This window comes from Sinorhizobium meliloti, assembly GCF_017876815.1.
In the GTDB taxonomy this organism is placed as follows: Bacteria; Pseudomonadota; Alphaproteobacteria; order Rhizobiales; family Rhizobiaceae; genus Sinorhizobium; species Sinorhizobium meliloti.
The window spans coordinates 3,784,906-3,805,341 of the sequence record NZ_JAGIOS010000001.1; the positions used below are offsets into that span (position 1 = coordinate 3,784,906).

20 protein-coding genes are annotated in these 20,436 nt (G+C 62.1%); 3 read left to right on the top strand and 17 right to left on the bottom strand.

From position 1 onward, the window contains the following. Positions 1–427: 427 nt before the first annotated feature. From JOH52_RS18405 to proS, 3 genes are read right to left on the bottom strand one after another with little or no spacing between them, the layout of a single operon-like run. The gene (locus JOH52_RS18405) at positions 428–1,114 is read right to left on the bottom strand and encodes an ABC transporter ATP-binding protein (protein ID WP_010969157.1); all 687 of its coding nucleotides are present in this window, start codon (positions 1,112–1,114) and stop codon (positions 428–430) included. 17 nt (positions 1,115–1,131) lie between these two features. Beyond that, positions 1,132–2,445 carry a lipoprotein-releasing ABC transporter permease subunit gene (locus JOH52_RS18410; protein ID WP_003531874.1) on the bottom strand — a complete coding sequence of 438 codons (1,314 nt, stop codon included), beginning with the start codon at positions 2,443–2,445 and terminating at the stop codon, positions 1,132–1,134. A 17-nt stretch (positions 2,446–2,462) separates the two neighbouring features. Then, positions 2,463–3,791, bottom strand: coding sequence for a proline--tRNA ligase (proS, locus tag JOH52_RS18415; protein ID WP_003531873.1), 1,329 nt, complete (start codon positions 3,789–3,791; stop codon positions 2,463–2,465). A gap of 415 nt (positions 3,792–4,206) precedes the next feature. Here proS and JOH52_RS18420 point away from each other — a divergent pair, with 415 nt between their 5' ends. The 3 genes from JOH52_RS18420 (at position 4,207) to JOH52_RS18430 (ending at position 5,076) form a co-directional block, all read left to right on the top strand. Beyond that, the gene (locus JOH52_RS18420; protein ID WP_107010474.1) at positions 4,207–4,434 is read left to right on the top strand and encodes a hypothetical protein; all 228 of its coding nucleotides are present in this window, start codon (positions 4,207–4,209) and stop codon (positions 4,432–4,434) included. Positions 4,435–4,501: 67 nt separating this feature from the next. Beyond that, positions 4,502–4,717 carry a CopG family ribbon-helix-helix protein gene (locus tag JOH52_RS18425; RefSeq protein WP_010969155.1) on the top strand — a complete coding sequence of 72 codons (216 nt, stop codon included), beginning with the start codon at positions 4,502–4,504 and terminating at the stop codon, positions 4,715–4,717. Further along, entirely contained in the window at positions 4,711–5,076 is a 366-nt protein-coding gene (locus JOH52_RS18430) for a type II toxin-antitoxin system VapC family toxin (RefSeq protein ID WP_010969154.1), read from the top strand. The genes JOH52_RS18425 and JOH52_RS18430 overlap by 7 nt, the downstream gene beginning before the upstream one ends. Before the next feature lie 86 nt (positions 5,077–5,162). Here JOH52_RS18430 and JOH52_RS18435 read toward each other — a convergent pair whose 3' ends face one another. The 14 genes from JOH52_RS18435 to nuoF all read right to left on the bottom strand — a co-directional run bounded on the left by JOH52_RS18435 (position 5,163) and on the right by nuoF (position 20,430). Continuing rightward, a complete protein-coding gene (locus JOH52_RS18435) occupies positions 5,163–5,432 on the bottom strand; it encodes a DUF1467 family protein (protein WP_014526683.1) in 270 nt (89 codons plus the stop codon). Positions 5,433–5,571: 139 nt separating this feature from the next. Beyond that, positions 5,572–5,976 (bottom strand): methylmalonyl-CoA epimerase, encoded by a 405-nt coding sequence (mce, locus tag JOH52_RS18440; RefSeq protein WP_010969152.1) that lies wholly within the window; start codon positions 5,974–5,976, stop codon positions 5,572–5,574. 58 nt (positions 5,977–6,034) lie between these two features. Beyond that, complete coding sequence (locus JOH52_RS18445; RefSeq protein WP_010969151.1) at positions 6,035–7,702, bottom strand: ribonuclease J; 1,668 nt, start codon at positions 7,700–7,702, stop codon at positions 6,035–6,037. 27 nt (positions 7,703–7,729) lie between these two features. Further along, entirely contained in the window at positions 7,730–8,497 is a 768-nt protein-coding gene (locus JOH52_RS18450; RefSeq protein ID WP_014529723.1) for a biotin--[acetyl-CoA-carboxylase] ligase, read from the bottom strand. Next, positions 8,494–9,936, bottom strand: a complete 1,443-nt coding sequence (gene nuoN, locus JOH52_RS18455; RefSeq protein ID WP_010969150.1) for an NADH-quinone oxidoreductase subunit NuoN — start codon at positions 9,934–9,936, stop codon at positions 8,494–8,496. Before nuoN ends, JOH52_RS18450 begins: the two co-directional genes overlap by 4 nt. 19 nt (positions 9,937–9,955) lie before the next feature. Beyond that, on the bottom strand, positions 9,956–11,467 hold the full coding sequence (locus JOH52_RS18460) for an NADH-quinone oxidoreductase subunit M (RefSeq protein WP_003531857.1): 1,512 nt from the start codon (positions 11,465–11,467) through the stop codon (positions 9,956–9,958). Next, positions 11,467–13,461 carry an NADH-quinone oxidoreductase subunit L gene (gene nuoL / locus JOH52_RS18465; protein ID WP_003531855.1) on the bottom strand — a complete coding sequence of 665 codons (1,995 nt, stop codon included), beginning with the start codon at positions 13,459–13,461 and terminating at the stop codon, positions 11,467–11,469. The genes JOH52_RS18460 and nuoL overlap by 1 nt, the downstream gene beginning before the upstream one ends. A 7-nt stretch (positions 13,462–13,468) precedes the next feature. Continuing rightward, entirely contained in the window at positions 13,469–13,777 is a 309-nt protein-coding gene (gene nuoK / locus JOH52_RS18470) for an NADH-quinone oxidoreductase subunit NuoK (protein ID WP_003531854.1), read from the bottom strand. A 29-nt stretch (positions 13,778–13,806) separates the two neighbouring features. Further along, a complete protein-coding gene (locus JOH52_RS18475; RefSeq protein ID WP_003531851.1) occupies positions 13,807–14,421 on the bottom strand; it encodes an NADH-quinone oxidoreductase subunit J in 615 nt (204 codons plus the stop codon). 151 nt (positions 14,422–14,572) lie between these two features. After that, complete coding sequence (nuoI, locus tag JOH52_RS18480; protein ID WP_003531850.1) at positions 14,573–15,064, bottom strand: NADH-quinone oxidoreductase subunit NuoI; 492 nt, start codon at positions 15,062–15,064, stop codon at positions 14,573–14,575. A 64-nt stretch (positions 15,065–15,128) separates the two neighbouring features. After that, positions 15,129–16,172 carry an NADH-quinone oxidoreductase subunit NuoH gene (gene nuoH, locus JOH52_RS18485; RefSeq protein ID WP_003531848.1) on the bottom strand — a complete coding sequence of 348 codons (1,044 nt, stop codon included), beginning with the start codon at positions 16,170–16,172 and terminating at the stop codon, positions 15,129–15,131. Between the two features lie 20 nt (positions 16,173–16,192). Further along, positions 16,193–18,274, bottom strand: coding sequence for an NADH-quinone oxidoreductase subunit NuoG (gene nuoG / locus JOH52_RS18490; protein ID WP_010969148.1), 2,082 nt, complete (start codon positions 18,272–18,274; stop codon positions 16,193–16,195). A gap of 200 nt (positions 18,275–18,474) precedes the next feature. Continuing rightward, positions 18,475–19,119, bottom strand: a complete 645-nt coding sequence (locus JOH52_RS18495; RefSeq protein ID WP_010969147.1) for an NADH ubiquinone oxidoreductase — start codon at positions 19,117–19,119, stop codon at positions 18,475–18,477. 6 nt (positions 19,120–19,125) lie between these two features. Next, positions 19,126–20,430, bottom strand: a complete 1,305-nt coding sequence (nuoF, locus tag JOH52_RS18500) for an NADH-quinone oxidoreductase subunit NuoF (RefSeq protein WP_003531839.1) — start codon at positions 20,428–20,430, stop codon at positions 19,126–19,128. Positions 20,431–20,436: the final 6 nt, after the last annotated feature.

Here is a 20,436-nt window from a genome sequence, read left to right on the forward strand (position 1 = left end):
TTCCCGTCCCAACTGTCCAGTCTCAAGGACGGGCCGCCGGGGTTTTTGCCCGGCTGTGGTGTTTACTGCGTGTTCGACAGGACGCGGAGCACGCTGGATAAATCCCGGTCACAGGCCGAGAGCGATTACCGAGATGCTCACGATGAAAAGGCTCATCGAGGCGAAGGCAGCAAGATCACGTACGAAATCAGCCATAACTTGTCTCCTTTCCGCTACTGTTCCCTTTTTGTTCTATTTCCGTTCGATAGTCAAGGAAGTCTGCATGGAAGACCCGCTATTCAGTGGCTATGGTTAATGTGCACCGACGGCCCCCATTCGCGCATGCGTTCCGAGGAGCGACACGCCTCGAACGGAACATGCAAGGAGCGCCAAGCGGTGACCGCGCCTCGAGCGAGATCGGGGCTGAATACGCGCGGCGGCGGCCGGACTATTTCAGTTCGACCACCTTGCCGTCCTCGATCGTCACGCGGCGATCCATGAGCGAAGCGAGTTCGTGATTGTGGGTGGCGATCAGCGCCGCGAGCCCGGACTGGCGCGCCAGGGCTTCCAGCGCCTCGAATACATAGCCGGCCGTCTCGGGGTCGAGGTTGCCGGTCGGCTCGTCCGCCAAAAGGATGAGCGGCGCATTGGCGACCGCCCTGGCGATGGCGACGCGCTGCTGCTCGCCGCCGGAAAGCTCGGTCGGGCGGTGGCTGCCGCGATGGCCGATGCGCATATAGTCCAGAAGGGCCGATGCCCGCTCCGCCGCCTCGGCCTTGGGCAATCCGGCGATCAGTTGCGGCATCATGATGTTCTCCAGCGCCGAGAATTCCGGCAGGAGATGGTGGAACTGATAGACGAAGCCGATCTCGTTGCGGCGGATTGCCGTTCGCCGGTCGTCGCTGAGTCCGTTGCATGAGGTGCCGTTCACGAGCACCTCGCCCTCATCCGGGTGTTCGAGCAGCCCGGCGATATGAAGCAATGTCGACTTTCCGGTACCGGACGGTGCCACGAGGGCGACTGTCTCGCCGCTTCGCAACGTCAGGTCGGCTCCCTTGAGGATCGGCAGAAACGTGTCGCCCTCGCCATAATGCCGCTCGATGCCGGAGAGCTGCAGTGCCACGCGCGCATTCATTTAAGCTGTTGTCCTTGTTATTCGTACCGCAGGGCCTGCACCGGATCGAGGCGCGAGGCGCGCCAGGCCGGGAAGATCGTGGCAAGGAAGGAAAGCGCAAGCGCCATGACGACGACGGTGACGGTCTCGTCGGCATTCATGTCGGCCGGAAGCTGGCTGAGGAAATAGAGCTCCGGATCGAAGAGCGTGGCGCCGGACACCCAGGAGAAGAACTGGCGGATCGACTCGATGTTGAGGCAGACGACCACCCCGAGGGCGACGCCGGCGATGGTTCCCGTAACCCCGATTGCGGCGCCGGTCATGAAGAAGATGCGCATCACCGAACCGGAGGTCGCGCCCATCGTCCTGAGGATCGCGATATCGCTGCCCTTGTCCTTCACCAGCATGATCAGACCGGAGATGATGTTCAGCGCTGCGACCAGCACGATCAGCGTCAGGATCATGAACATCACGTTCCGTTCCACCTCGAGCGCGGAAAAGAACGTCCTGTTGCGTTCGCGCCAGTCGGTAATGAATATCTGCCGGCCGGCGGCGTCCTCCACCGGCTTGCGAAGCTCGTCGACCGCGTCCGGATGCTCGGCGAATATCTCGATCGACTGAACGAGGCCTTCGGCGTTGAAATAGAGCTGCGCTTCCTCGAGCGGCATGAAGATGATGGTCGCGTCGTATTCCGACATGCCCATCTCGAAGATGGCCGAGACGGTATAGGCCTTGACCCTCGGATTCATGCCCATCGGCGTGACGTCGCCGTTCGGCGAGGTGAGCGTGATCGTCCCGCCCACCCGGATGCCCAGCTGCTCGGCCATGCGCGAGCCGATGGCGACGCCGCTGCCCGACGCGAAGCCGACGAGGTCGCCGGACTGAATATGCTCGGAGATCGACTTCAGCTTGGTGAGGTCGTCGGCGCGTATCCCGCGAACGAGCGCACCCGTCGACGCATCGCCCAGGCCTTGCGCGAGAACCTGGCCCTCGACGATCGGAATGGCCATGGTCACGCCCGGAACGGCGGAGAATCTGGTGGCTAGATCGGCGTAATTGGTGAGCGGGCCGTCCAGGGGCTGGACGATCATATGGCCGTTCATGCCGAGAATGCGCGAAATGAGCTCGGTTCGGAAGCCGTTCATCACCGCCATGACGATGATCAGCGTTCCCACCCCGAGCATGATCCCTATGAAGGAGAAGCCGGCGATGACCGAGATGAACGCTTCCTTCCGCCGCGAACGCAGGTAGCGCCAGGCGACCATACGCTCGAAGGCGGAGAAGGGACGGCTGGAAGATATGCTGGATGGAGCGGCAGCTTGCACTTGCTCATCCGTCGCCGCGGTCATCATCGATCCCTTCGTCTCTGTTATCTCGCCGCGACCAGTTTGTTGATCGCCGCTTCGACGGTCATCGTCTCCCGCGCGCCGGTCTTGCGGTCCTTCACTTCGACTTCGCCGTTCGCGATCGAACGCGGTCCGACGATCACCTGCACCGGCACGCCGATGAGGTCGGCGGTCGCGAACTTCCCGCCGGCGCGCTCGTCGGTGTCGTCAAGAAGAACATCGAATCCAGCCTTGCCGAGATCGGAGTAGACCTTGCCGCAAGCCGCATCGCAAGCTTCATCGCCCGTTTTCATGTTGATGACGACGACGTCGAACGGGGCGATGCCCTTCGGCCAGATGATGCCGTTGTCGTCATGCGAAGCTTCGATGATCGCCGGCACCAGGCGGGTCGGACCGATGCCGTAGGAGCCCATATGCACGGTGTGTTCCTTGCCGTCCGGCCCAAGCACCTTCGCACCCATCGCCTCGGAATATTTGGTGCCGAAATAGAAGATGTGACCCACCTCGATGCCGCGCGCGGACAGGCGCTCGCCTTCGGCGATGGCGCCGAAGGCGGCCTCATCATGCATTTCCGAGGTCGCCGCATAACGCGACGTCCATTTGTCGAAGATCGTCTTCAGGCCGGCGACGTCGTCGAAATTCGTATCCTCGCCCGGAATGTCGAAGCCGAGGAAGTCCTTGTGGCAGAACACCTCGGACTCGCCGGTGTCGGCAAGGATGATGAACTCGTGGCTCAGGTTTCCGCCAATGGGACCCGTGTCGGCACGCATCGGTATGGCGCGCAGGCCCATCCGGTCGAAGGTGCGCAGATAGGCGGCGAACATCTTGTTATAGGCGTGCTCCGCCCCTGCCCGGTCGAGATCGAACGAATAGGCGTCCTTCATCAGAAACTCGCGCGAGCGCATGGTGCCGAAGCGCGGGCGGATCTCGTCGCGGAACTTCAGCTGGATATGATAGAGGTTCAGCGGCAGATTGCGGTAGGACTTGACGTAGGAGCGGAAGATGTCGGTGATCATCTCCTCGTTCGTCGGCCCGTAGAGCATCGGCCGGTCCTGCCGGTCCTTGATGCGCAGCATCTCCTTGCCATAGGCGTCATAGCGCCCGCTCTCCTGCCAGAGCTCCGCCGACTGCAGCGTCGGCATCAGCAGTTCGATGGCGCCGGAACGGTTCTGCTCCTCGCGAATGATCGCATTGACCTTGTCCAGCACGCGCTTGCCGAGCGGCAGCCATGTGTAGATGCCGGCGGACTGCTGGCGGACCATGCCCGTCCTCAGCATCAGTCGATGGGAAACGATTTCCGCTTCCTTCGGATTTTCCTTCAAGATGGGCATGAAAAAGCGGGACAGGCGCATGACAGGTTCCAGAACTGGTGAATTCGCACTATCGACGGATTCAGGCGAAATGACGTTGTGCTTCGGCCGCCCCTTCGCCTGAGATCAGGGTAGGCAGCTGTTGCCATTCTAACAGGGCTCTTGATTTTCCCGGCGACGCATCGACGGGAACCTTTCGAGTTCAGCGTTCATAGCCGCTTCGCGCACGGAAGGGAACCCTGCCGTAGGGGTGGCGGGACGCTGCATCGACACATATCCCGGATGAGAAACACCAGGCCCGGCCTGCGGCAAAAGAGCACGCTAGTAACAGGACGAAGACAGTTGGTGTCAACGGAAAAATTTTGCCCGACTGTAGCAAAAATGCAAAAAAAGCAGATGACAGCGCCCAAGGTTTGAGCTAATTTCGGCTCACAAAACAGGCAGGAAGACCAAATTCTTGCCGAAATTCGCGGTCAAGTCTTGGGAGGATAAGATCTTAGGCGCGCTTGTTCGCTGCCGCCGGAAACGGATTAAAGATCACGCGACACTTAAAAACAAGGCTTCGGCCTTGTTTTTTTTTGGTTTTTTCAACTCACACATTACGGCGAAGCAGTTCAACAGTGTCTTTTTGTTGACTGTCAAGGGCTTCACCCGGCCGATGGCCTGGGATGCTTCGACGGAATGAGGCGATCTCTTCCCTTCCGGCGCCCACTAGCATACGATATACATAGTGCATATCATTGGAGGACACGATGCGAGCCTTGATCGATATGAACGATACCCAGGTCGAAGCCCTAGATACCCTCGCCAAGCGGGTGCGCCGGTCCCGTGCGGCTCTGATCCGCGAAGCGATCGACGACTATCTCAACCGTCATCATCGCGAGCAGATCGAAGATGGCTTCGGTTTGTGGGGCAAGCGCAAAGTTGACGGTCTGGCTTATCAGGAGAAGGTGCGCGGCGAATGGTAGGCGCACTGTTCGATACCAATATCCTTATCGATCATCTGAATGCGGTGCCTCAGGCGCACAAGGAACTTGACCGTTTCGAAAACCGGGCCATCAGCATCATCACCTGGATGGAGGTGATGGTTGGAGCGGACGCCGAACTGGTTGAGCCGACCCGGCGCTTCCTCGACGGTTTCGAAACGATCGCCTTGAACGATGAGATCGCCAACCGTGCGGTGACATTGCGCAGGGCGCACCGCATCAAGCTACCCGACGCGGTGATCTGGGCAACGGCGCAGACTGCCGGTCGTCTGCTCGTGACGCGCAATACCAAGGACTTTCCAGCCGACGACCCGGGGATACGCGAACCCTACGCCGTGTAGCCGATCACATCGCGAGCTTCGTCACCTAAACTTAGTGATCAACCATCCCAAAGAGCACACCATTCGTGATTGCGGCCCGCAATCGCTCAGTAGAATTTCGGCGCGAAGCGGGGAATGGCGTCGATGTCGTAGCCGAGCTTCACGGAAAGGACGTACCAGCCGAGATGGATGACCGCGGCGATCACCGTCGTGAGCAGCACGACCCTCAAGGCGCGGAAGCGTGCAGGAGCACTCTCGACGGTTCCGGGGACGACGTCGTTCTCCTCGGCCTGCGTGCGCACCCCCAGCGGCAGCACGACGAAGAGCGTGATCCACCAGATGATGAAATAGATTGCGAAGGTCGAAAAGAAGGACATCGAAAATCTCTGGAGCACTTCCACGAAAAACGTGTAGCGGATTTCCGTGCGGAAGTGCGTAGCTTCAGGAGTTGGAGCGTTCGCCTGCCTTATAACGCCGAGCGGCCAATGCGGCAAACCTCTTCCCCGCGCCCGACTGTCACACCTCTTCGAGCTCGATCAAGGTGCCCTGAAAGTCCTTGGGGTGAAGAAACAGGACCGGCTTGCCATGCGCGCCGATCTTCGGATTGCCATCGCCGAGGATACGGGCGCCGGCCTGCCTCAGCCGGTCGCGCGCGGCGATGATGTCTTCCACCTCATAGCAGATATGGTGCATGCCGCCGGCCGGGTTTTTCTCGAGGAAGGCGGAGATCGGCGATCCCTCGCCGAGCGGCTCGAGCAATTCGACCTTGGTGTTGGGCAGCATCACGAAGACGACGGTCACGCCGTGTTCAGGCAGGGCCTGCGGTTCCGTAACCGATGCACCGAGGGTGGAGCGATAGCTTTCGACTGCGGCCGAAAGGTCCGGGACCGCAATCGCCACATGATTCACTTTTCCCAGCATCGAACACTCCACTCCTTGCCCTGCAGCTGACGCCCACGGCGGGCGTCGCGCACGGAAGTCAGACCTTCGTGATGAAAACCGTCACGACCGGCTTCTTGCCCCAGACCTGGTTCGTGGTGCTGCGCACGGCGCGGCGAACGGCTTCCTGCAGCATCGCGAGGTCCTTCCGCTTTGCCCGCGGGATGCTTTCCACGGCGCCGAGCACCGCATCATAGAGCGTGTCCTCCATAGCCTCGCCTTCGTCGTCGAATTCCGGAAGGCCGATCGGCACGACGTCCGGGTCACCCAGAAAGTCGTAGCGGCTGTCGAGTACGACACTGACGGAGACGTGGCCGGCAAAGGAAAGCTTGCGGCGTTCGCCTATCCCCATCTCTTCGAAATCGCCGATGAGGGTGCCGTCCTTGTAGATGCGGCCGTGCGGCGCCTCGTCGATGACTTCCGCGGGGCCCGGCGCAAGTCGTAGCATTTCGCCATTGCGCAGCCGCGGCACGCTCGGGATGCCCGATTGCAGCCCGAGCTCCGCATGTGCCGTCAGATGCGCCGCCTCGCCATGCACCGGCACGAGGATCTGCGGCTTCACCCATTGGTACATCTGCTGGAGCTCGGTGCGCCGCGGATGGCCGGAAACATGCACCAGCGCCTCGCTATCCGTGATGATGTGGATGCCTTGCTCGATAAGCCCGTTCTTGATGTCGTTGATCGCTTTTTCGTTGCCGGGGATGGTGCGCGACGAAAATACGATCGTGTCGCCGGCCGAAAACGCCACGTTGCGCATCTCGTCGCGAGCGATCTTGGCAAGGGCCGCGCGCGGCTCGCCCTGGCTGCCCGTCAGGATGACCACGACCTTGTCGCGCGGGATGTAGCCGAACTCGTCCTCTGCGAGGAACGGCTTCACGCCTTCCATGAGCCCGACATCGCGCGCAACGTCGACGACGCGCTTCATCGAACTGCCGAGTAGAAGCACCTCCCGCCCCGCAGCCTCCGCCGCTTCCGCAACAGAGCGGATGCGCCCGACATTGGAGGAGAAGGTGGTGATCCCGACGCGGCCCTCGGCATCGGCAATGATCTTGGCGAGACTTTCGGAGACTTGCCGTTCGGACGGCGACACGCCTTCGCGCAAGGCATTGGTCGAATCGCAGACGAGCGCGAGGACGCCTTCCTCCCCGATCTGGCGAAACCGCGACTCGTCGGTCAGGGGCCCCAGCGAAGGCTCGAGATCGATCTTCCAGTCGCCCGTGTGCACGACGGTGCCGAGTTGCGTGCGGATGACGAGCGCCATCGGCTCGGGGATCGAATGATTGACCCCCACGGCTTCGACGCTGAAAGGCCCGACATTGATGCGGTCGCCCTGCTTGAAGATCGTGATCGGGATCTCACTGCGGGACTTTTCGAATGCGCGCTTGGCCTCCAGCATGCCCGCGGTAAAGGGCGAGGCGTAGACGGGAACGTTCAGGCCCGGCCACAGATCGTTCAGAGCCCCGTAATGGTCCTCATGCGCATGCGTGATGATGATCGCCTTCAGGTTGCGGCGCTGTTCGGCCAGAAAGGCGATATCGGGCAGAACCAGATCTACGCCGGGCAATTCCGGGCCGGGGAAGGTCACGCCGCAATCGACCATGATCCATTGGCGGTGGCCTGGCCTTCCATAACCGTAAAGGCCGAGATTCATGCCTATTTCGCCGACGCCGCCGAGCGGCAAGAACACCAGTTCTTCATCCTGCGCCATGTCGTGATGCGCCTTTGCTTTTTTCAATCATCCAAAAAATACGTCGCCCGCCGCAATGGTTTGCGGCGGGCCGGAACCCGTGTCGAGTAGAAGCCGGCCGTCCCGATCGATACCTGCAAAGCGGCCGGAAAGCGAGCGGTCCGGCAGGTTGACCGTGATCGCCTCGCCGATGCCCTTGGCCGCGGCGCGCCACTGATTGATGATTGCGGCGACGCCGGCGCCACGGTCCCAAACGGCGAGCGTCTCGGCCATGGTTACGAAAAGATGCGCGAACAGCTCCTCGGGAGAGATTGTCGCGCCCTCGCGCCGAAGCGATGTGACGGGGTAAAGTGCGTCTTCAGGCATGACGGCGACGTTGATGCCGCAGCCGATCACCAGGGCCCGCCGCCCGTCGGCCAGAACCTCGCCTTCGAGAAGAATGCCGCAGGTCTTCCGCCCGTCGATAAGAATGTCGTTCGGCCATTTGATCGCGGCCTCGGCTCCGCCCGGCGGCATCACCCGGCGGATGGCCCGATGAACCGCAACCGCTGCCGCAAGCGGCAGCGCATGCAGCCTGTCCACCGGCGCCGGATCGATGAGCAGCAGGGATGCGTAGAGGTTCCCCGGCTCCGAGAACCAGGCGCGGCCACGCCTGCCCCTGCCTCCGGTCTGGCGCACCGCGGTGATCCAGAGATTGCCGGGATCACCCTCGCGCGCCCGCAGAAGGCACTCGCTGTTGGTCGAGACCGTTTCGGCGAGCGCGACGTGCCGGAAATCTTCAGGCGAACTCCGGCCGCCGCTTCGTCCGCCGGTCAAAAGAATGTCCGCGCCGCGGCTTCGGCGGCGGTTCCGAGCGGACCGCCGATGAGCACGTAGCCGAGCACGAAGAGGCCGGACAGGCCGAACACCAGCCTAAGCTCGCCCGCCGTCCGGGCAAACTCGCCTCTCGGCTCCTCGAACCACATCACCTTGATGACCCGCAGATAGTAGTAGGCGCCGACGACGGAAGCGAGCACGCCGATGATTGCCAAGCCATAGAGCTGCGCCTCGATTGCCGCGACGAAGACGAAGTACTTGGCGAAGAAACCTGCCAGCGGCGGGATGCCGGCAAGCGAGAACATGAGGATCGTCAGCACCGTCGCCATGAAGGGGTTGGTCTGCGAAAGACCGGCAAGATCGTCGATGCCTTCGACATGCTCGCCTTCCCTGCGGCGCATGGCGAGGATGCAGGCGAATGTGCCCAGCGTCATGACCATGTAGATCAGCATGTAGAGGATCACGCCGCGCACGCCGGCCATGGAGCCGGCCGCGAGGCCGACGAGCGCATAGCCCATGTGACCGATCGAGGAATAGGCCATCAGCCGCTTGATGTTGCGCTGGCCGATCGCGGCGAAGGAGCCGAGCAGCATCGATGCGATCGAGATGAAGACGATGATCTGCTGCCAATCGGCGACCACCGGCTCGAAGGCGTTGATGACGATGCGAACGAGGATCGAGATGGCCGCGACCTTCGGTCCGGCGGCGAAGAATGCCGTCACCGGCGTCGGTGCGCCTTCATATACGTCCGGCGTCCACATATGAAAGGGGACGGCGGAGATCTTGAAGGCGAGGCCCGCAAGAATGAACACCAGACCGAAGACGAGGCCCAGCGACCGGCCCTCGGCCGTGAGCGCCGCCGCGATCTCGTCGAAGCCGGTATGCCCCGTGAAGCCGTAGACGAGCGACATGCCGTAAAGCATCATCCCCGAAGACAACGCACCGAGAACGAAATATTTCAGGCCCGCTTCCGTCGAGCGGACGCTGTCGCGGTTGATTGCCGCCACCACGTAAAGGGCGAGCGACTGCAGCTCCAACGACAGGTAGAGCGAGATGAGATCGTTGGCCGAGATCATCAGCAGCATGCCGAGGGTGGCCAGAACCAGAAGCACGGGGAACTCGAACCGGTCGATCTGAGCCGAACGCGCGTGGCCGACGGTCATCACCATCACGGTGATCGAGCCGATCAGGGCCAGCACCTTCATGAATTTGGCGAAAGGATCCGACAGGAAGGCGCCGCCATAGGCCTCCCCCTCGCCCGTCTTCAGCACGAGCCACAGCCCGGCGATGATGAGCACCGCGACCGCAAGGCCGGTTACCGTCGGTGTGGCTCGTTCGCCCGAGAAGACGCCGATCATCAGGAGTGCCATCGCGCCGACCGCAAGGATCAGCTCGGGCATCGAAAGTTGCAGGCTGGCGATAAGGGTTTCAGCAGTCATGTCACATCACGTCCCTTGATCATTGCACCGAAAGCGCAACGTCTTGCGCTGCCTGCAGGGCGGCGGCGTAGTTGTTGACGAGCAAGTCCACGGAGGCCGCGGTCGCGTCGAAGACCGGTGCCGGATAGACACCGAAGAAGATGGTCAGGATCACCAGCGGATAGAGAATGAGTTTCTCGCGCGCCGACAGATCGAGCAGCGCCTTCAAGCTTTCCTTTTCCAGCGCACCGAAAATGACCCGGCGGTAGAGCCAGAGAGCGTAGGCGGCCGACAGAATGACGCCGGTCGTCGCGAACAGAGCGACCCAGGTGTTGGCGCGGAAGGCGCCCACCAGCGTCAGCACTTCGCCGACGAAGCCCGACGTTCCCGGAAGGCCCACATTGGCCATGGTGAAGACCATGAAGGCGACGGCATATTTCGGCATGTTGTTGACGAGGCCGCCATAGGCCGCGATCTCGCGCGTATGCAGCCGGTCATAGACGACGCCGACGCAAAGGAAGAGCGCGCCCGAGACGATGCCGTGCGACAGCATCTGGAAGATCGCACCCTGGACGCCCTGAACATTCGCCGCGAAGGTTCCCATCGTCACATAGCCCATATGCGCAACCGAGGAATAGGCGATGAGCTTCTTGATGTCGGTCTGCATCATCGCCACCAGCGAGGTGTAGATGATCGCAATGATCGACAGCGTGAAGACGAACGGCGCGAAGAAGTCGGACGCCAGCGGGAACATCGGCAGGGAGAAGCGCAGGAAGCCGTAGCCGCCGAGCTTCAGGAGGATGCCGGCCAGGATGACCGAGCCTGCCGTCGGCGCCTGCACGTGCGCATCGGGAAGCCAGGTGTGCACCGGCCACATGGGCATCTTCACCGCGAAGGAAGCGAAGAAGGCAAGCCAGAGCCAGGTCTGCATTTCACGCGGGAACTGATAGGCCAGCAATTGCGTGATGTCGGTGGTGCCCGCCTGCCAGTACATCGCCATCATGGCGAGCAGCATCAGAACGGAACCGAGCAGCGTGTAGAGGAAGAACTTGTAGCTCGCGTAGACGCGCTCCTTGCCGCCCCAGACGCCGATGATGATGAACATCGGGATGAGGCCCGCCTCGAAGAAGACGTAGAAAAGGATGATGTCGAGAGACACGAAGACACCGAGCATCAGCGTTTCCAGGATCAGAAACGCGATCATGTACTCCTTCAGGCGCTTCTCGATCGTGACCCAGCTTGCCAGCACGCAGAACGGCATCAGGAATGCCGTCAGCGGGACGAAGAGTATGGAAATGCCGTCGACGCCCAGATGGTAGGAAATGCCGGTGCCGAGCCACTCCCGCTTCTCTACCATCTGGAAGCCCGGGTTCGACGGGTCGAACTGGTACCAGATGTAGAGCGACACGAGGAACGTGAAGACCGTCGTCAGCAGCGAGACGTTCAGGATGTTGCGGCGGCCGTAGGCGCTGTCTTCCCTTGTGAGCAGGAGAAGCAGAACGCCGACGAGCGGCATGAAGGTGACCGCGGAAAGTACGGGCCAATCGGTCATCAGAAGGAACTCCCGAGCATCATCCAGGTAACGAGCGCTGCAATACCGATCAGCATGGCGAACGCGTAGTGGTAAAGGTATCCGGTCTGCAGGCGGACCACCCGGTCGGTCACGTCGAGAACGCGCGCAGCGATCCCGTTCGGGCCGTACCCGTCGATCACCCGTCCGTCACCCTCCTTCCAGAGGAAGGTACCGAGGCGCTTGGCGCTGCGGACGAACAGGAAATCGTAGAGTTCGTCGAAATACCACTTGTTGAGCAGGAACTGGTAAAGCCCGCGATGCTGCTCGGCGAGATATTTCGGCGTCTCCGGCGAGCGGATGTACATGTACCAGGCCGTGAAGAGACCGAGCGCCATGGCCGCGAACGGGCTCCATTTCACCCACAGCGGAACGTGGTGATACTCCTCGAGAAGTTCGTTTTCGGCCGACGTGAACAGAGCGCCCTGCCAGAATTCGGCGTAGTGGTGGCCGAAGAAATAGTCGTGGAACAGGAAGCCCGCGACAAGGGCGCCGGCGGCCAGGATGTAGAGGGGCACCAGCATGACCTGGGGCGACTCGTGGACGTGATGCATGACGTCGGAGGAAGCGCGCGGCTTGCCGTGGAACGTCATGAAGGTCAGGCGCCAGGAGTAGAAGCTGGTGAAGAGCGCTGCGATGACCAGCAGCACGAAGGCCAGACCGGAAACGACGCTATGCGACGCGAAGGCGGATTCGATGATCGCATCCTTCGAGAAGAAGCCCGCCGTGCCGATGACCGTACCGGGAATGCCGACGCCGGTGAGCGCGATCGTACCGATGAACATCATCCAGTAGGTGACCGGAATATGCGTGCGCAGTCCGCCCATGTAACGCATGTCCTGCTCGCCATCGACGGCGTGGATGACCGACCCCGCGCCCAGGAACAGGAGCGCCTTGAAGAAGGCGTGCGTGAAGAGGTGGAAGATCGCCGCGCCATAGGCGCCGACGCCGAGCGCGACGAACATGTAGCCGAGCTGCGAGCAGGTCGAATAGGCGATGACGCGCTTGATGTCGTTCTGGACGAGACCGACCGTCGCCGCAAAGAATGCGGTGATCGCGCCGATCAGCGTGACGACCGTCAGGGCGTCCGGCGACAGCTCGAAGAGCGGCGACATGCGGGCGACGAGGAAGACGCCCGCGGTAACCATGGTTGCGGCATGGATAAGGGCCGAAACCGGGGTCGGGCCTTCCATGGCGTCCGGCAGCCAGGTGTGCAGCAGGAACTGCGCCGACTTGCCCATCGCGCCCATGAAGAGCAGCAGGCAGGTGGCCGTCAGGGCATGCCCCTTGTCGAGCTGCATTCCGAAGAGATTGATGACCGCATCCCCCGCCGCAGCACCCTCGGCCGGCAGATAGTTCTGCGCGGCGGCGAAGATGGTCTCGAAATTGATCGAGCCGAAGAGGACGAAGACGCAGAAGATGCCGAGCGAGAAGCCGAAGTCGCCGACGCGGTTGACGATGAAGGCCTTCATCGCCGCCGCATTGGCGGACGGCTTCTTGTACCAGAAGCCGATCAGCAGGTATGACGCGAGACCCACGCCTTCCCAGCCGAAGAACATCTGCAGCAGATTGTCCGACGTGATGAGCATCAGCATCGCGAAGGTGAAGAGCGACAGATAGGCGAAGAAGCGCGGCCGGTTCGGATCGTGGTGCATGTATCCGATCGAATAGATGTGCACCAGGGTCGAAACCGTGTTGACGACGACGAACATGACGGCCGTCAGCGTGTCGACGCGGAAAGCCCATTCGACATCGAAGCTTCCGGACTGGATCCAGCGCAGCACCGAAACCTTGATCATCTCCTCCTCGCCGAGAGCGACGTGGAAGAAGACGAACCAGGAGAGCGCGGCGGTGACGAGCATCAGGCCGCTGGTCACATATTCGGATGCCTTGGCGCCGATCTGCGTGCCGAGAAGGCCGGCGATCAGGAAGCCGATCAGAGGCAGGAAAACGATAGCCTTGACGATGGTATCCATAGCCCTGTCAGCCCTTCATCATGTTGACGTCTTCGACGGCGATCGAGCCGCGGTTGCGGTAGAAGACGACGAGAATTGCAAGTCCGATCGCGGCTTCGGCCGCCGCAACGGTCAGGATGAACAGCGCGAACACCTGGCCGGTGATGTCGTTCAGGAAGGCCGAGAAGGCCACCATGTTGATGTTGACGGCCAGCAGGATGAGCTCCACCGACATGAGGATGATGATGACGTTCTTCCGGTTGAGGAAGATGCCGAAGACGCCGAGCGTGAACAGAATGGCGCTGACGGTCAGATAGTGGGAAATTCCGATTTCCATAAGTGTAGTCCCTCGACCTCGCGTCCCGATTAGATGCCCTGCCCCGGCTTGACCGTAACCACCTCGACGGCGGTTTCGGGGGTGCGGGCAACCTGTTGCGGAATGCTCTGACGCTTGATGTTCTGACGGTGACGCAGGGTCAGCACGATGGCGCCTATCATGGCGACGAGCAGCACGAGCCCCGCGATCTGGAAGAAATAGACGTAATGGGTATAGAGGACATCGCCGAGCGCGGCGGTGTTGGTGCGCTCGCTGGGTGCCGGTATCGGCATTGCGATGCCCTTGGCGATCTCAGGTGAGAAGGCCGAGCCGCCGACAACGACGATCAGTTCGGCGGCAAGGATCAGCCCGATCAGCGCGCCGATCGGCGCATATTCGAGCACGCCGGCGCGAAGCTCGGTAAAGTCGATATCGAGCATCATGACCACGAAGAGGAAGAGAACCGCGACGGCCCCGACATAGACCACCAGCAGGATCATCGCCAGGAACTCGGCACCGGTCAGCAGGAAGAGCCCGGCCGCGTTGAAGAAGGTCAGGATCAGGAACAGAACCGAATAGACCGGATTCCTGGCCGCGATGACCATGAATGCCGACGCCACGGCGATGAAGGCAAAGAGATAGAAAAAAAGAGCCTGCAGACCCATGATCGGTGCCTTTTTCGTCTTGCTGGCGTGAAGGCCCCCAGGCCCGCACTCCATGAGGCAAAGCCGGACCACATGTCCGGCCGATGCCCAAACCCGTTTTGCATGCACCGTCTTCGATCAAGCGGCGCGATGCTGCGTTGCGCGAATGGCCTCAGCGGTAGGGCGAGTCCATCGCAATGTTGCGCGCGATTTCCCGCTCCCACCGGTCACCGTTGGCGAGCAGCTTCTCCTTGTCGTAGTAGAGCTCTTCGCGCGTCTCGGTGGAGAACTCGAAGTTCGGCCCCTCGACGATCGCATCGACCGGGCAGGCTTCCTGGCAGAAGCCGCAATAGATGCACTTCACCATATCGATGTCGTAACGCACCGTGCGGCGCGTGCCGTCGTTGCGGCGCGGCCCGGCCTCGATGGTGATGGCCTGCGCAGGACAGATCGCCTCGCACAGCTTGCAGGCGATGCAACGCTCTTCGCCGTTGGGATAACGGCGCAGCGCGTGCTCGCCGCGGAAGCGCGGACTGACGGGCCCCTTCTCGAAGGGATAGTTCAAGGTCGCCTTCGGACGGAAGAAATAGCGCATCGACAGAAGGAATGCGCCGACGAATTCCTTGAGGAACAGCGAGCTGACGGCGTTCGAAAGACCGGCCATCATTAACCTCCAAACTTGCCGGTCTGGGAGAAACCGGCGGTATGCAGCGAAGCTTGAGCGGCCATCATGCCCAGCCCGTCAGCTTCAGAACGAATGCGACGATGACGACCATCGCCAGCGAAAGCGGCAGGAAGACCTTCCAGCCGAGGCGCATCAGCTGGTCGTAGCGGTAGCGCGGGACGAAGGCTTTCACCATGGCGAACATGAAGAACACCAGCGACGCCTTCAGCACGAACCAGATGATGCCCGGGACCCAGTTCAGGAGCCAGATATCGACCGGAGGCAGCCAGCCGCCGAGGAACAGGATCGTCGTCAGCGCGCACATCAGGCAGATCGCCGCGTATTCACCGAGCATGAACATCATGTACGGGGTCGAGCCGTATTCGACCATGAAGCCGGCGACGAGTTCCGATTCGGCTTCCGGAAGGTCGAAGGGCGGACGGTTCGTCTCGGCGAGCGCCGAGATGAAGAAGATGATGAACATCGGGAAGAGCGACAGCCAGTGCCAGTCGAGGAACGAGGCAGGCAGGCCGAGCATGGTGCCGAGACCGTCGTTCTGCGCGTTTACGATGTCCGTCAGATTGAGCGAGCCGACGCAGAGCAGCACAGTGACGATGACGAAGCCGATCGAGACCTCGTAGGACACCATCTGCGCCGCGGAGCGCAATGCACCAAGGAAGGGATATTTCGAGTTGGACGCCCAGCCGCCCATGATGATGCCATAAACCTCGAGAGAAGATATGGCGAAGACGAAGAGGATGCCGACATTGATGTTCGCGATCACCCAGTTCGCATTGAGCGGAATGACCGCCCAGGCGGCGAGCGCCAGCGTCACGGAAACGAGCGGCGCGAGCAGAAAGATCGTCTTGTTGGCGCCGGCCGGGATGACCGGCTCCTTGAAGACGAATTTCAAAAGGTCGGCGAAGGACTGGAACAGCCCAAAGGGGCCGACGACGTTAGGGCCGCGGCGAAGCTGCACGGCCGCCCAGATCTTCCGGTCGGCGAGCAGGACATAGGCGATGAAAAGCAGCAGCGCGACCAGAAGCAGGAGCGACTGGCCGATCATGATGGCCGTGGGCCAGACATAGGTCGAAAAGAAAGCGTCCATGATGCTCTATTCCCTCGCGCTCATTCCGCGGCAGCTTTGAAATTGTTGCGCGCCAAGGCCGAGCATTCGGCCATGACGGCGGATGCGCGCGCTATCGGGTTCGTCAAATAGAAGTCTTTGACCGGAGACGCAAACACGGATTTCGCCATCGCACCGGCTTTTTGCGCAAGTGCGGCAATTTCGTCGCTGCTGCCGGCGGCGATCTCGTCGACTGCGGCGAAATGCGGATGGGCCGCATAGAGCTTCGCGCGCAATTCGCCGAGGGAATCGAAAGGCAGCTTCCTGCCGAGCACGTCGGAAAGCGCGCGGATGATCGCCCAGTCCTCGCGGGCTTCACCCGGTGCGAAAGCGGCGCGGTTGCCCATCTGGACACGCCCTTCGGTATTGACCCAGGTGCCGGACTTTTCCGTGTAGGTCGCGGCGGGAAGAATGACATCCGCCGCATGCGCGCCGTTGTCGCCGTGCGAGCCGATGTAAACGGTGAAGCCGGCCTTCCTGGCCGAGAGATCGATTTCGTCGGCACCCAGCAGGAAAAGGACATCCATGGCGTCGACCATTTCGCCCGCCGACTTGCCGCCCTGACCGGGAACGAAGCCGAGATCGAGACCGCCGACGCGGGCGGCCGCGCTGTGAAGCACGGCAAAACCGTTCCACTCGGCGTTCACCGCGCCAACGGCAACGGCGAGCTTCGCCGCATTGGCGAGAACGGCCGCACCGCCCTCCCCTGCCAGGGCCCCCTGGCCGACGATGATCAGCGGACGCGCGGCCTTTTCCAACGTCGCGAAGAACGTCCCTTTGCCGGAAACGAGTTCGGCGAGCGTGTCGGTACCCGCACCCAGATATTCGTATTCGTAACGCAGCTCACCCGCCTCGCCGATCACACCGATGGGGAAGTTGGCCATGCGGTAGCGCTTGCGAATCCGGGCATTGAGGACCGACGCTTCGAAGCGCGGATTCGAGCCGATGATAAGCAGCGCATCGGCGCTTTCGATACCCTGGATCGTCGGGTTGAAGATGTAGCTCGAACGGCCGAACGACGGATCGAGCGCTGCGCCGTCCTGCCGGCAGTCGAGGTTCCCGGAGCCGAGCGAGGAGACGAGCTCCTTCAGCGCATACATTTCCTCGACCGAGGCGAGATCGCCGGCGACCGCGCCGATCCTGTCGCCGGACGTGCCGGCAACGGCAGTCTTGATCGCCTGGAAGGCTTCGCCCCAACTTGCCGGCTGCAGGCGTCCATCCTTCTTGACATAAGGGCGGTCCAGGCGCTGCGTCTTCAGCCCGTCCCATATGAAGCGCGTCTTGTCGGAGATCCACTCTTCGTTGATCTCCTCGTTGACGCGCGGCATGATCCGCATGACTTCGCGGCCGCGCGTATCGACGCGGATGGCCGAGCCGACCGCGTCCATGACATCGATCGATTCCGTCTTGCCGAGCTCCCACGGGCGCGCGGTGAAGGAGAAGGGCTTGGAGGTCAGCGCGCCGACCGGGCACAGGTCGACGACGTTGCCCTGCAGTTCTGAGGTCATCGCCTGTTCGAGATAGGTGGTGATCTCGGCATCCTCGCCGCGGCCGATCAGGCCGAGTTCGGCGATGCCGGCGACTTCCGTCGTGAAGCGGACGCAGCGCGTGCAGTGAATGCAGCGGTTCATCACCGTCTTGACGAGCGGACCGATATATTTGTCCTCGACCGCGCGCTTGTTTTCCTGATAGCGCGAGCTGTCGATGCCGAAGGCCATCGCCTGGTCCTGCAGGTCGCACTCGCCGCCCTGGTCGCAGATCGGGCAGTCGAGCGGGTGATTGATGAGCAGGAACTCCATGACGCCTTCGCGCGCCTTCTTGACCATCGGCGTGGTCGTGAAGACTTCCGGCACCTCGCCGTTCGGGCCGGGACGAAGGTCGCGCACGCCCATGGCGCAGGAAGCCGCCGGCTTCGGGGGTCCGCCCTTGACCTCGATCAGACACATGCGGCAGTTGCCGGCAACCGAAAGCCGCTCATGGAAACAGAAGCGCGGGACCTCGGCGCCGGCCTCCTCGCATGCCTGAAGCAGCGTGAAATGATCCGGGACCTCGATCTCTTTTCCGTCGACTTTCAGCTTTGCCATCTTCGTACTCAATCCTGTCTTCAGTCCGTCTGCTCTTCTACAGCGCCGCGCGTCTTGTCAGGCGCGCAAGGGTCGCTGCAGCACTTTGGTTTGCTGCATGTTTCCTTTAACCGGCTGCGATTAAAGGAAACATGCAGTAGGCGACGGACAATTCCTTCACGGTCTCGCCGCTTGCCGTGACGACCGCACGGGTCGTCACGTTATTTCTCTCGCGCTCCCGTCAGCGCCTTTGCCTGCCCGATCCAATCGTCGCGGACCACGCGGCCGGCAAGGCCGAGTTCGCTATCCAGTCGCTCCACGTCGGCCCTGCTCAGGGCGGCGATGTCGGCGAAGCGGAAAATGCCCCTACCGTTCAGCACCTGCTCGAGCTTGGGGCCGATGCCGGAGATACGCTTCAGGTCGTCGTTTGCGAGGCTTGCCGCCGGTGCCGCAGCCCGCTTGACGGGCCTGCGCGATTTGGGCGTCTCGCCCGCGGAGACCGGAGCTTTCCGCGCCTGCGCCGCCTTTTGCGGCCTTGCGACCGGAGCAGGCTTGGAGACCTCCGCCTGATCGGGCGCGGCAACGCTTTTCTGCAGCGTGCTGGCCGCCCCCTGCATCGCGCCGAACATCATGCCGGCGATGTGACTGGACAGACCGAAGCCGAGAGCCGTCGCCGCTGCAACGGCCGCCGCCGGATGCGCCATCAACGGATGCAATCCGACGCTCGGCAAGCCGGCGTTCGACAGGTTCTTCATCCATTCGCCCATGCCGAACGGATCGGCCGGGTCGGCGCCCTGAGGCCATGCGAATGGACCGGCCGCGCTCGCGGCTGTCCTCTCCTGTCCGTCCTTGCGTGCCCCAGCCATGGTTTCTTACTCCGCCGCCTCCAGCACGGCGCCATGCGAGGTCGCATTGCGCGTGTATTCGTCGATCCGCTTCTCCATTTCCGGACGGAAATGCTTGATAAGGCCCTGGATCGGCCATGCCGCCGCATCGCCGAGCGCGCAGATCGTGTGGCCCTCGACCTGCTTCGTCACGTCGAAGAGCATGTCGATCTCGCGCTTCTGGGCGCGGCCCTGCACCATGCGCTCCATGACGCGCATCATCCAACCGGTGCCTTCGCGGCAGGGCGTGCACTGGCCGCAGCTCTCGTGCTTGTAGAAGGCCGACAGCCGCCAGATCGCCTTGATGATGTCGGTCGACTTGTCCATGACGATGACGGCAGCCGTGCCGAGGCCCGAGCCGAGCTCGCGCAGGCCGTCATAGTCCATGATCGCGTCCTTCATCTGCGCGCCGGGCACGCAGGGGACCGAAGAGCCGCCGGGGATGACCGCCAGCAGATTGTCCCAGCCGCCGCGAATGCCGCCGCAGTGCTTCTCGATCAGCTCATGGAACGGGATCGACATCGCGTCCTCGACCGTGCAAGGGCGATTGACGTGGCCGGAAACCGAATAGAGCTTGGTGCCGTGGTTGTTGGGGCGGCCGAAGCTCGTGTACCAGCCGGCGCCGCGGCGCAGGATGGTCGGCGTCACCGCAATCGACTCGACATTGTTGACCGTCGTCGGGCAGCCATAAAGGCCCATATTCGCCGGGAAAGGCGGCTTCAGGCGCGGCTGGCCTTTCTTGCCTTCGAGGCTTTCGAGCAGCGCCGTCTCCTCGCCGCAGATATAGGCGCCGGCACCGTGATGCACGTAAATGTCGATGTCGTAGCCGAGCTTGTTGTTCTTGCCGAGCAGGCCGTATTCATAGCATTCGTCGATCGCCGCCTGCAGCGCTTCACGCTCGCGGATGAACTCGCCGCGGACGTAGATATAGGCGGCATGCGCACCCATGGCGAAGCTCGCAATCACGCAGCCTTCGATCAGCGTGTGCGGATCGTGGCGCATGATGTCGCGGTCCTTGCAGGTACCGGGTTCGGACTCGTCGGCATTGACGACGAGATAATGGGGGCGCCCGTCGCTTTCCTTCGGCATGAAGGACCATTTGAGACCGGTCGGGAAGCCGGCGCCGCCGCGGCCGCGAAGGCCGGAGGCCTTCACCTCGTTGATGATCCAGTCGCGGCCCTTTTCGAGGAACTGCTTCGTGCCGTCCCAATGGCCGCGCGCCATCGCGCCCCTCAGCGACTTGTCCTTGAGGCCGTAGATGTTGGTAAAGATGCGATCTTCATCTCTAAGCATGGGGTA

Excerpts from the sequence above, each read along its gene's own strand:
- JOH52_RS18405 (WP_010969157.1), bottom strand. The coding sequence starts at position 1,114 with ATGAATGCGCGCGTGGCACTGCAGCTCTCCGGCATCGAGCGGCATTAT.
- JOH52_RS18410 (WP_003531874.1), bottom strand. The coding sequence starts at position 2,445 with ATGATGACCGCGGCGACGGATGAGCAAGTGCAAGCTGCCGCTCCATCC.
- proS (WP_003531873.1), bottom strand. The coding sequence starts at position 3,791 with ATGCGCCTGTCCCGCTTTTTCATGCCCATCTTGAAGGAAAATCCGAAG.
- JOH52_RS18425 (WP_010969155.1), top strand. The coding sequence starts at position 4,502 with ATGCGAGCCTTGATCGATATGAACGATACCCAGGTCGAAGCCCTAGAT.
- JOH52_RS18430 (WP_010969154.1), top strand. The coding sequence starts at position 4,711 with ATGGTAGGCGCACTGTTCGATACCAATATCCTTATCGATCATCTGAAT.
- JOH52_RS18435 (WP_014526683.1), bottom strand. The coding sequence starts at position 5,432 with ATGTCCTTCTTTTCGACCTTCGCAATCTATTTCATCATCTGGTGGATC.
- mce (WP_010969152.1), bottom strand. The coding sequence starts at position 5,976 with ATGCTGGGAAAAGTGAATCATGTGGCGATTGCGGTCCCGGACCTTTCG.
- JOH52_RS18445 (WP_010969151.1), bottom strand. The coding sequence starts at position 7,702 with ATGGCGCAGGATGAAGAACTGGTGTTCTTGCCGCTCGGCGGCGTCGGC.
- nuoN (WP_010969150.1), bottom strand. The coding sequence starts at position 9,936 with ATGACTGCTGAAACCCTTATCGCCAGCCTGCAACTTTCGATGCCCGAG.
- JOH52_RS18460 (WP_003531857.1), bottom strand. The coding sequence starts at position 11,467 with ATGACCGATTGGCCCGTACTTTCCGCGGTCACCTTCATGCCGCTCGTC.
- nuoL (WP_003531855.1), bottom strand. The coding sequence starts at position 13,461 with ATGGATACCATCGTCAAGGCTATCGTTTTCCTGCCTCTGATCGGCTTC.
- nuoK (WP_003531854.1), bottom strand. The coding sequence starts at position 13,777 with ATGGAAATCGGAATTTCCCACTATCTGACCGTCAGCGCCATTCTGTTC.
- JOH52_RS18475 (WP_003531851.1), bottom strand. The coding sequence starts at position 14,421 with ATGGGTCTGCAGGCTCTTTTTTTCTATCTCTTTGCCTTCATCGCCGTG.
- nuoI (WP_003531850.1), bottom strand. The coding sequence starts at position 15,064 with ATGGCCGGTCTTTCGAACGCCGTCAGCTCGCTGTTCCTCAAGGAATTC.
- nuoH (WP_003531848.1), bottom strand. The coding sequence starts at position 16,172 with ATGGACGCTTTCTTTTCGACCTATGTCTGGCCCACGGCCATCATGATC.
- nuoG (WP_010969148.1), bottom strand. The coding sequence starts at position 18,274 with ATGGCAAAGCTGAAAGTCGACGGAAAAGAGATCGAGGTCCCGGATCAT.
- JOH52_RS18495 (WP_010969147.1), bottom strand. The coding sequence starts at position 19,119 with ATGGCTGGGGCACGCAAGGACGGACAGGAGAGGACAGCCGCGAGCGCG.
- nuoF (WP_003531839.1), bottom strand. The coding sequence starts at position 20,430 with ATGCTTAGAGATGAAGATCGCATCTTTACCAACATCTACGGCCTCAAG.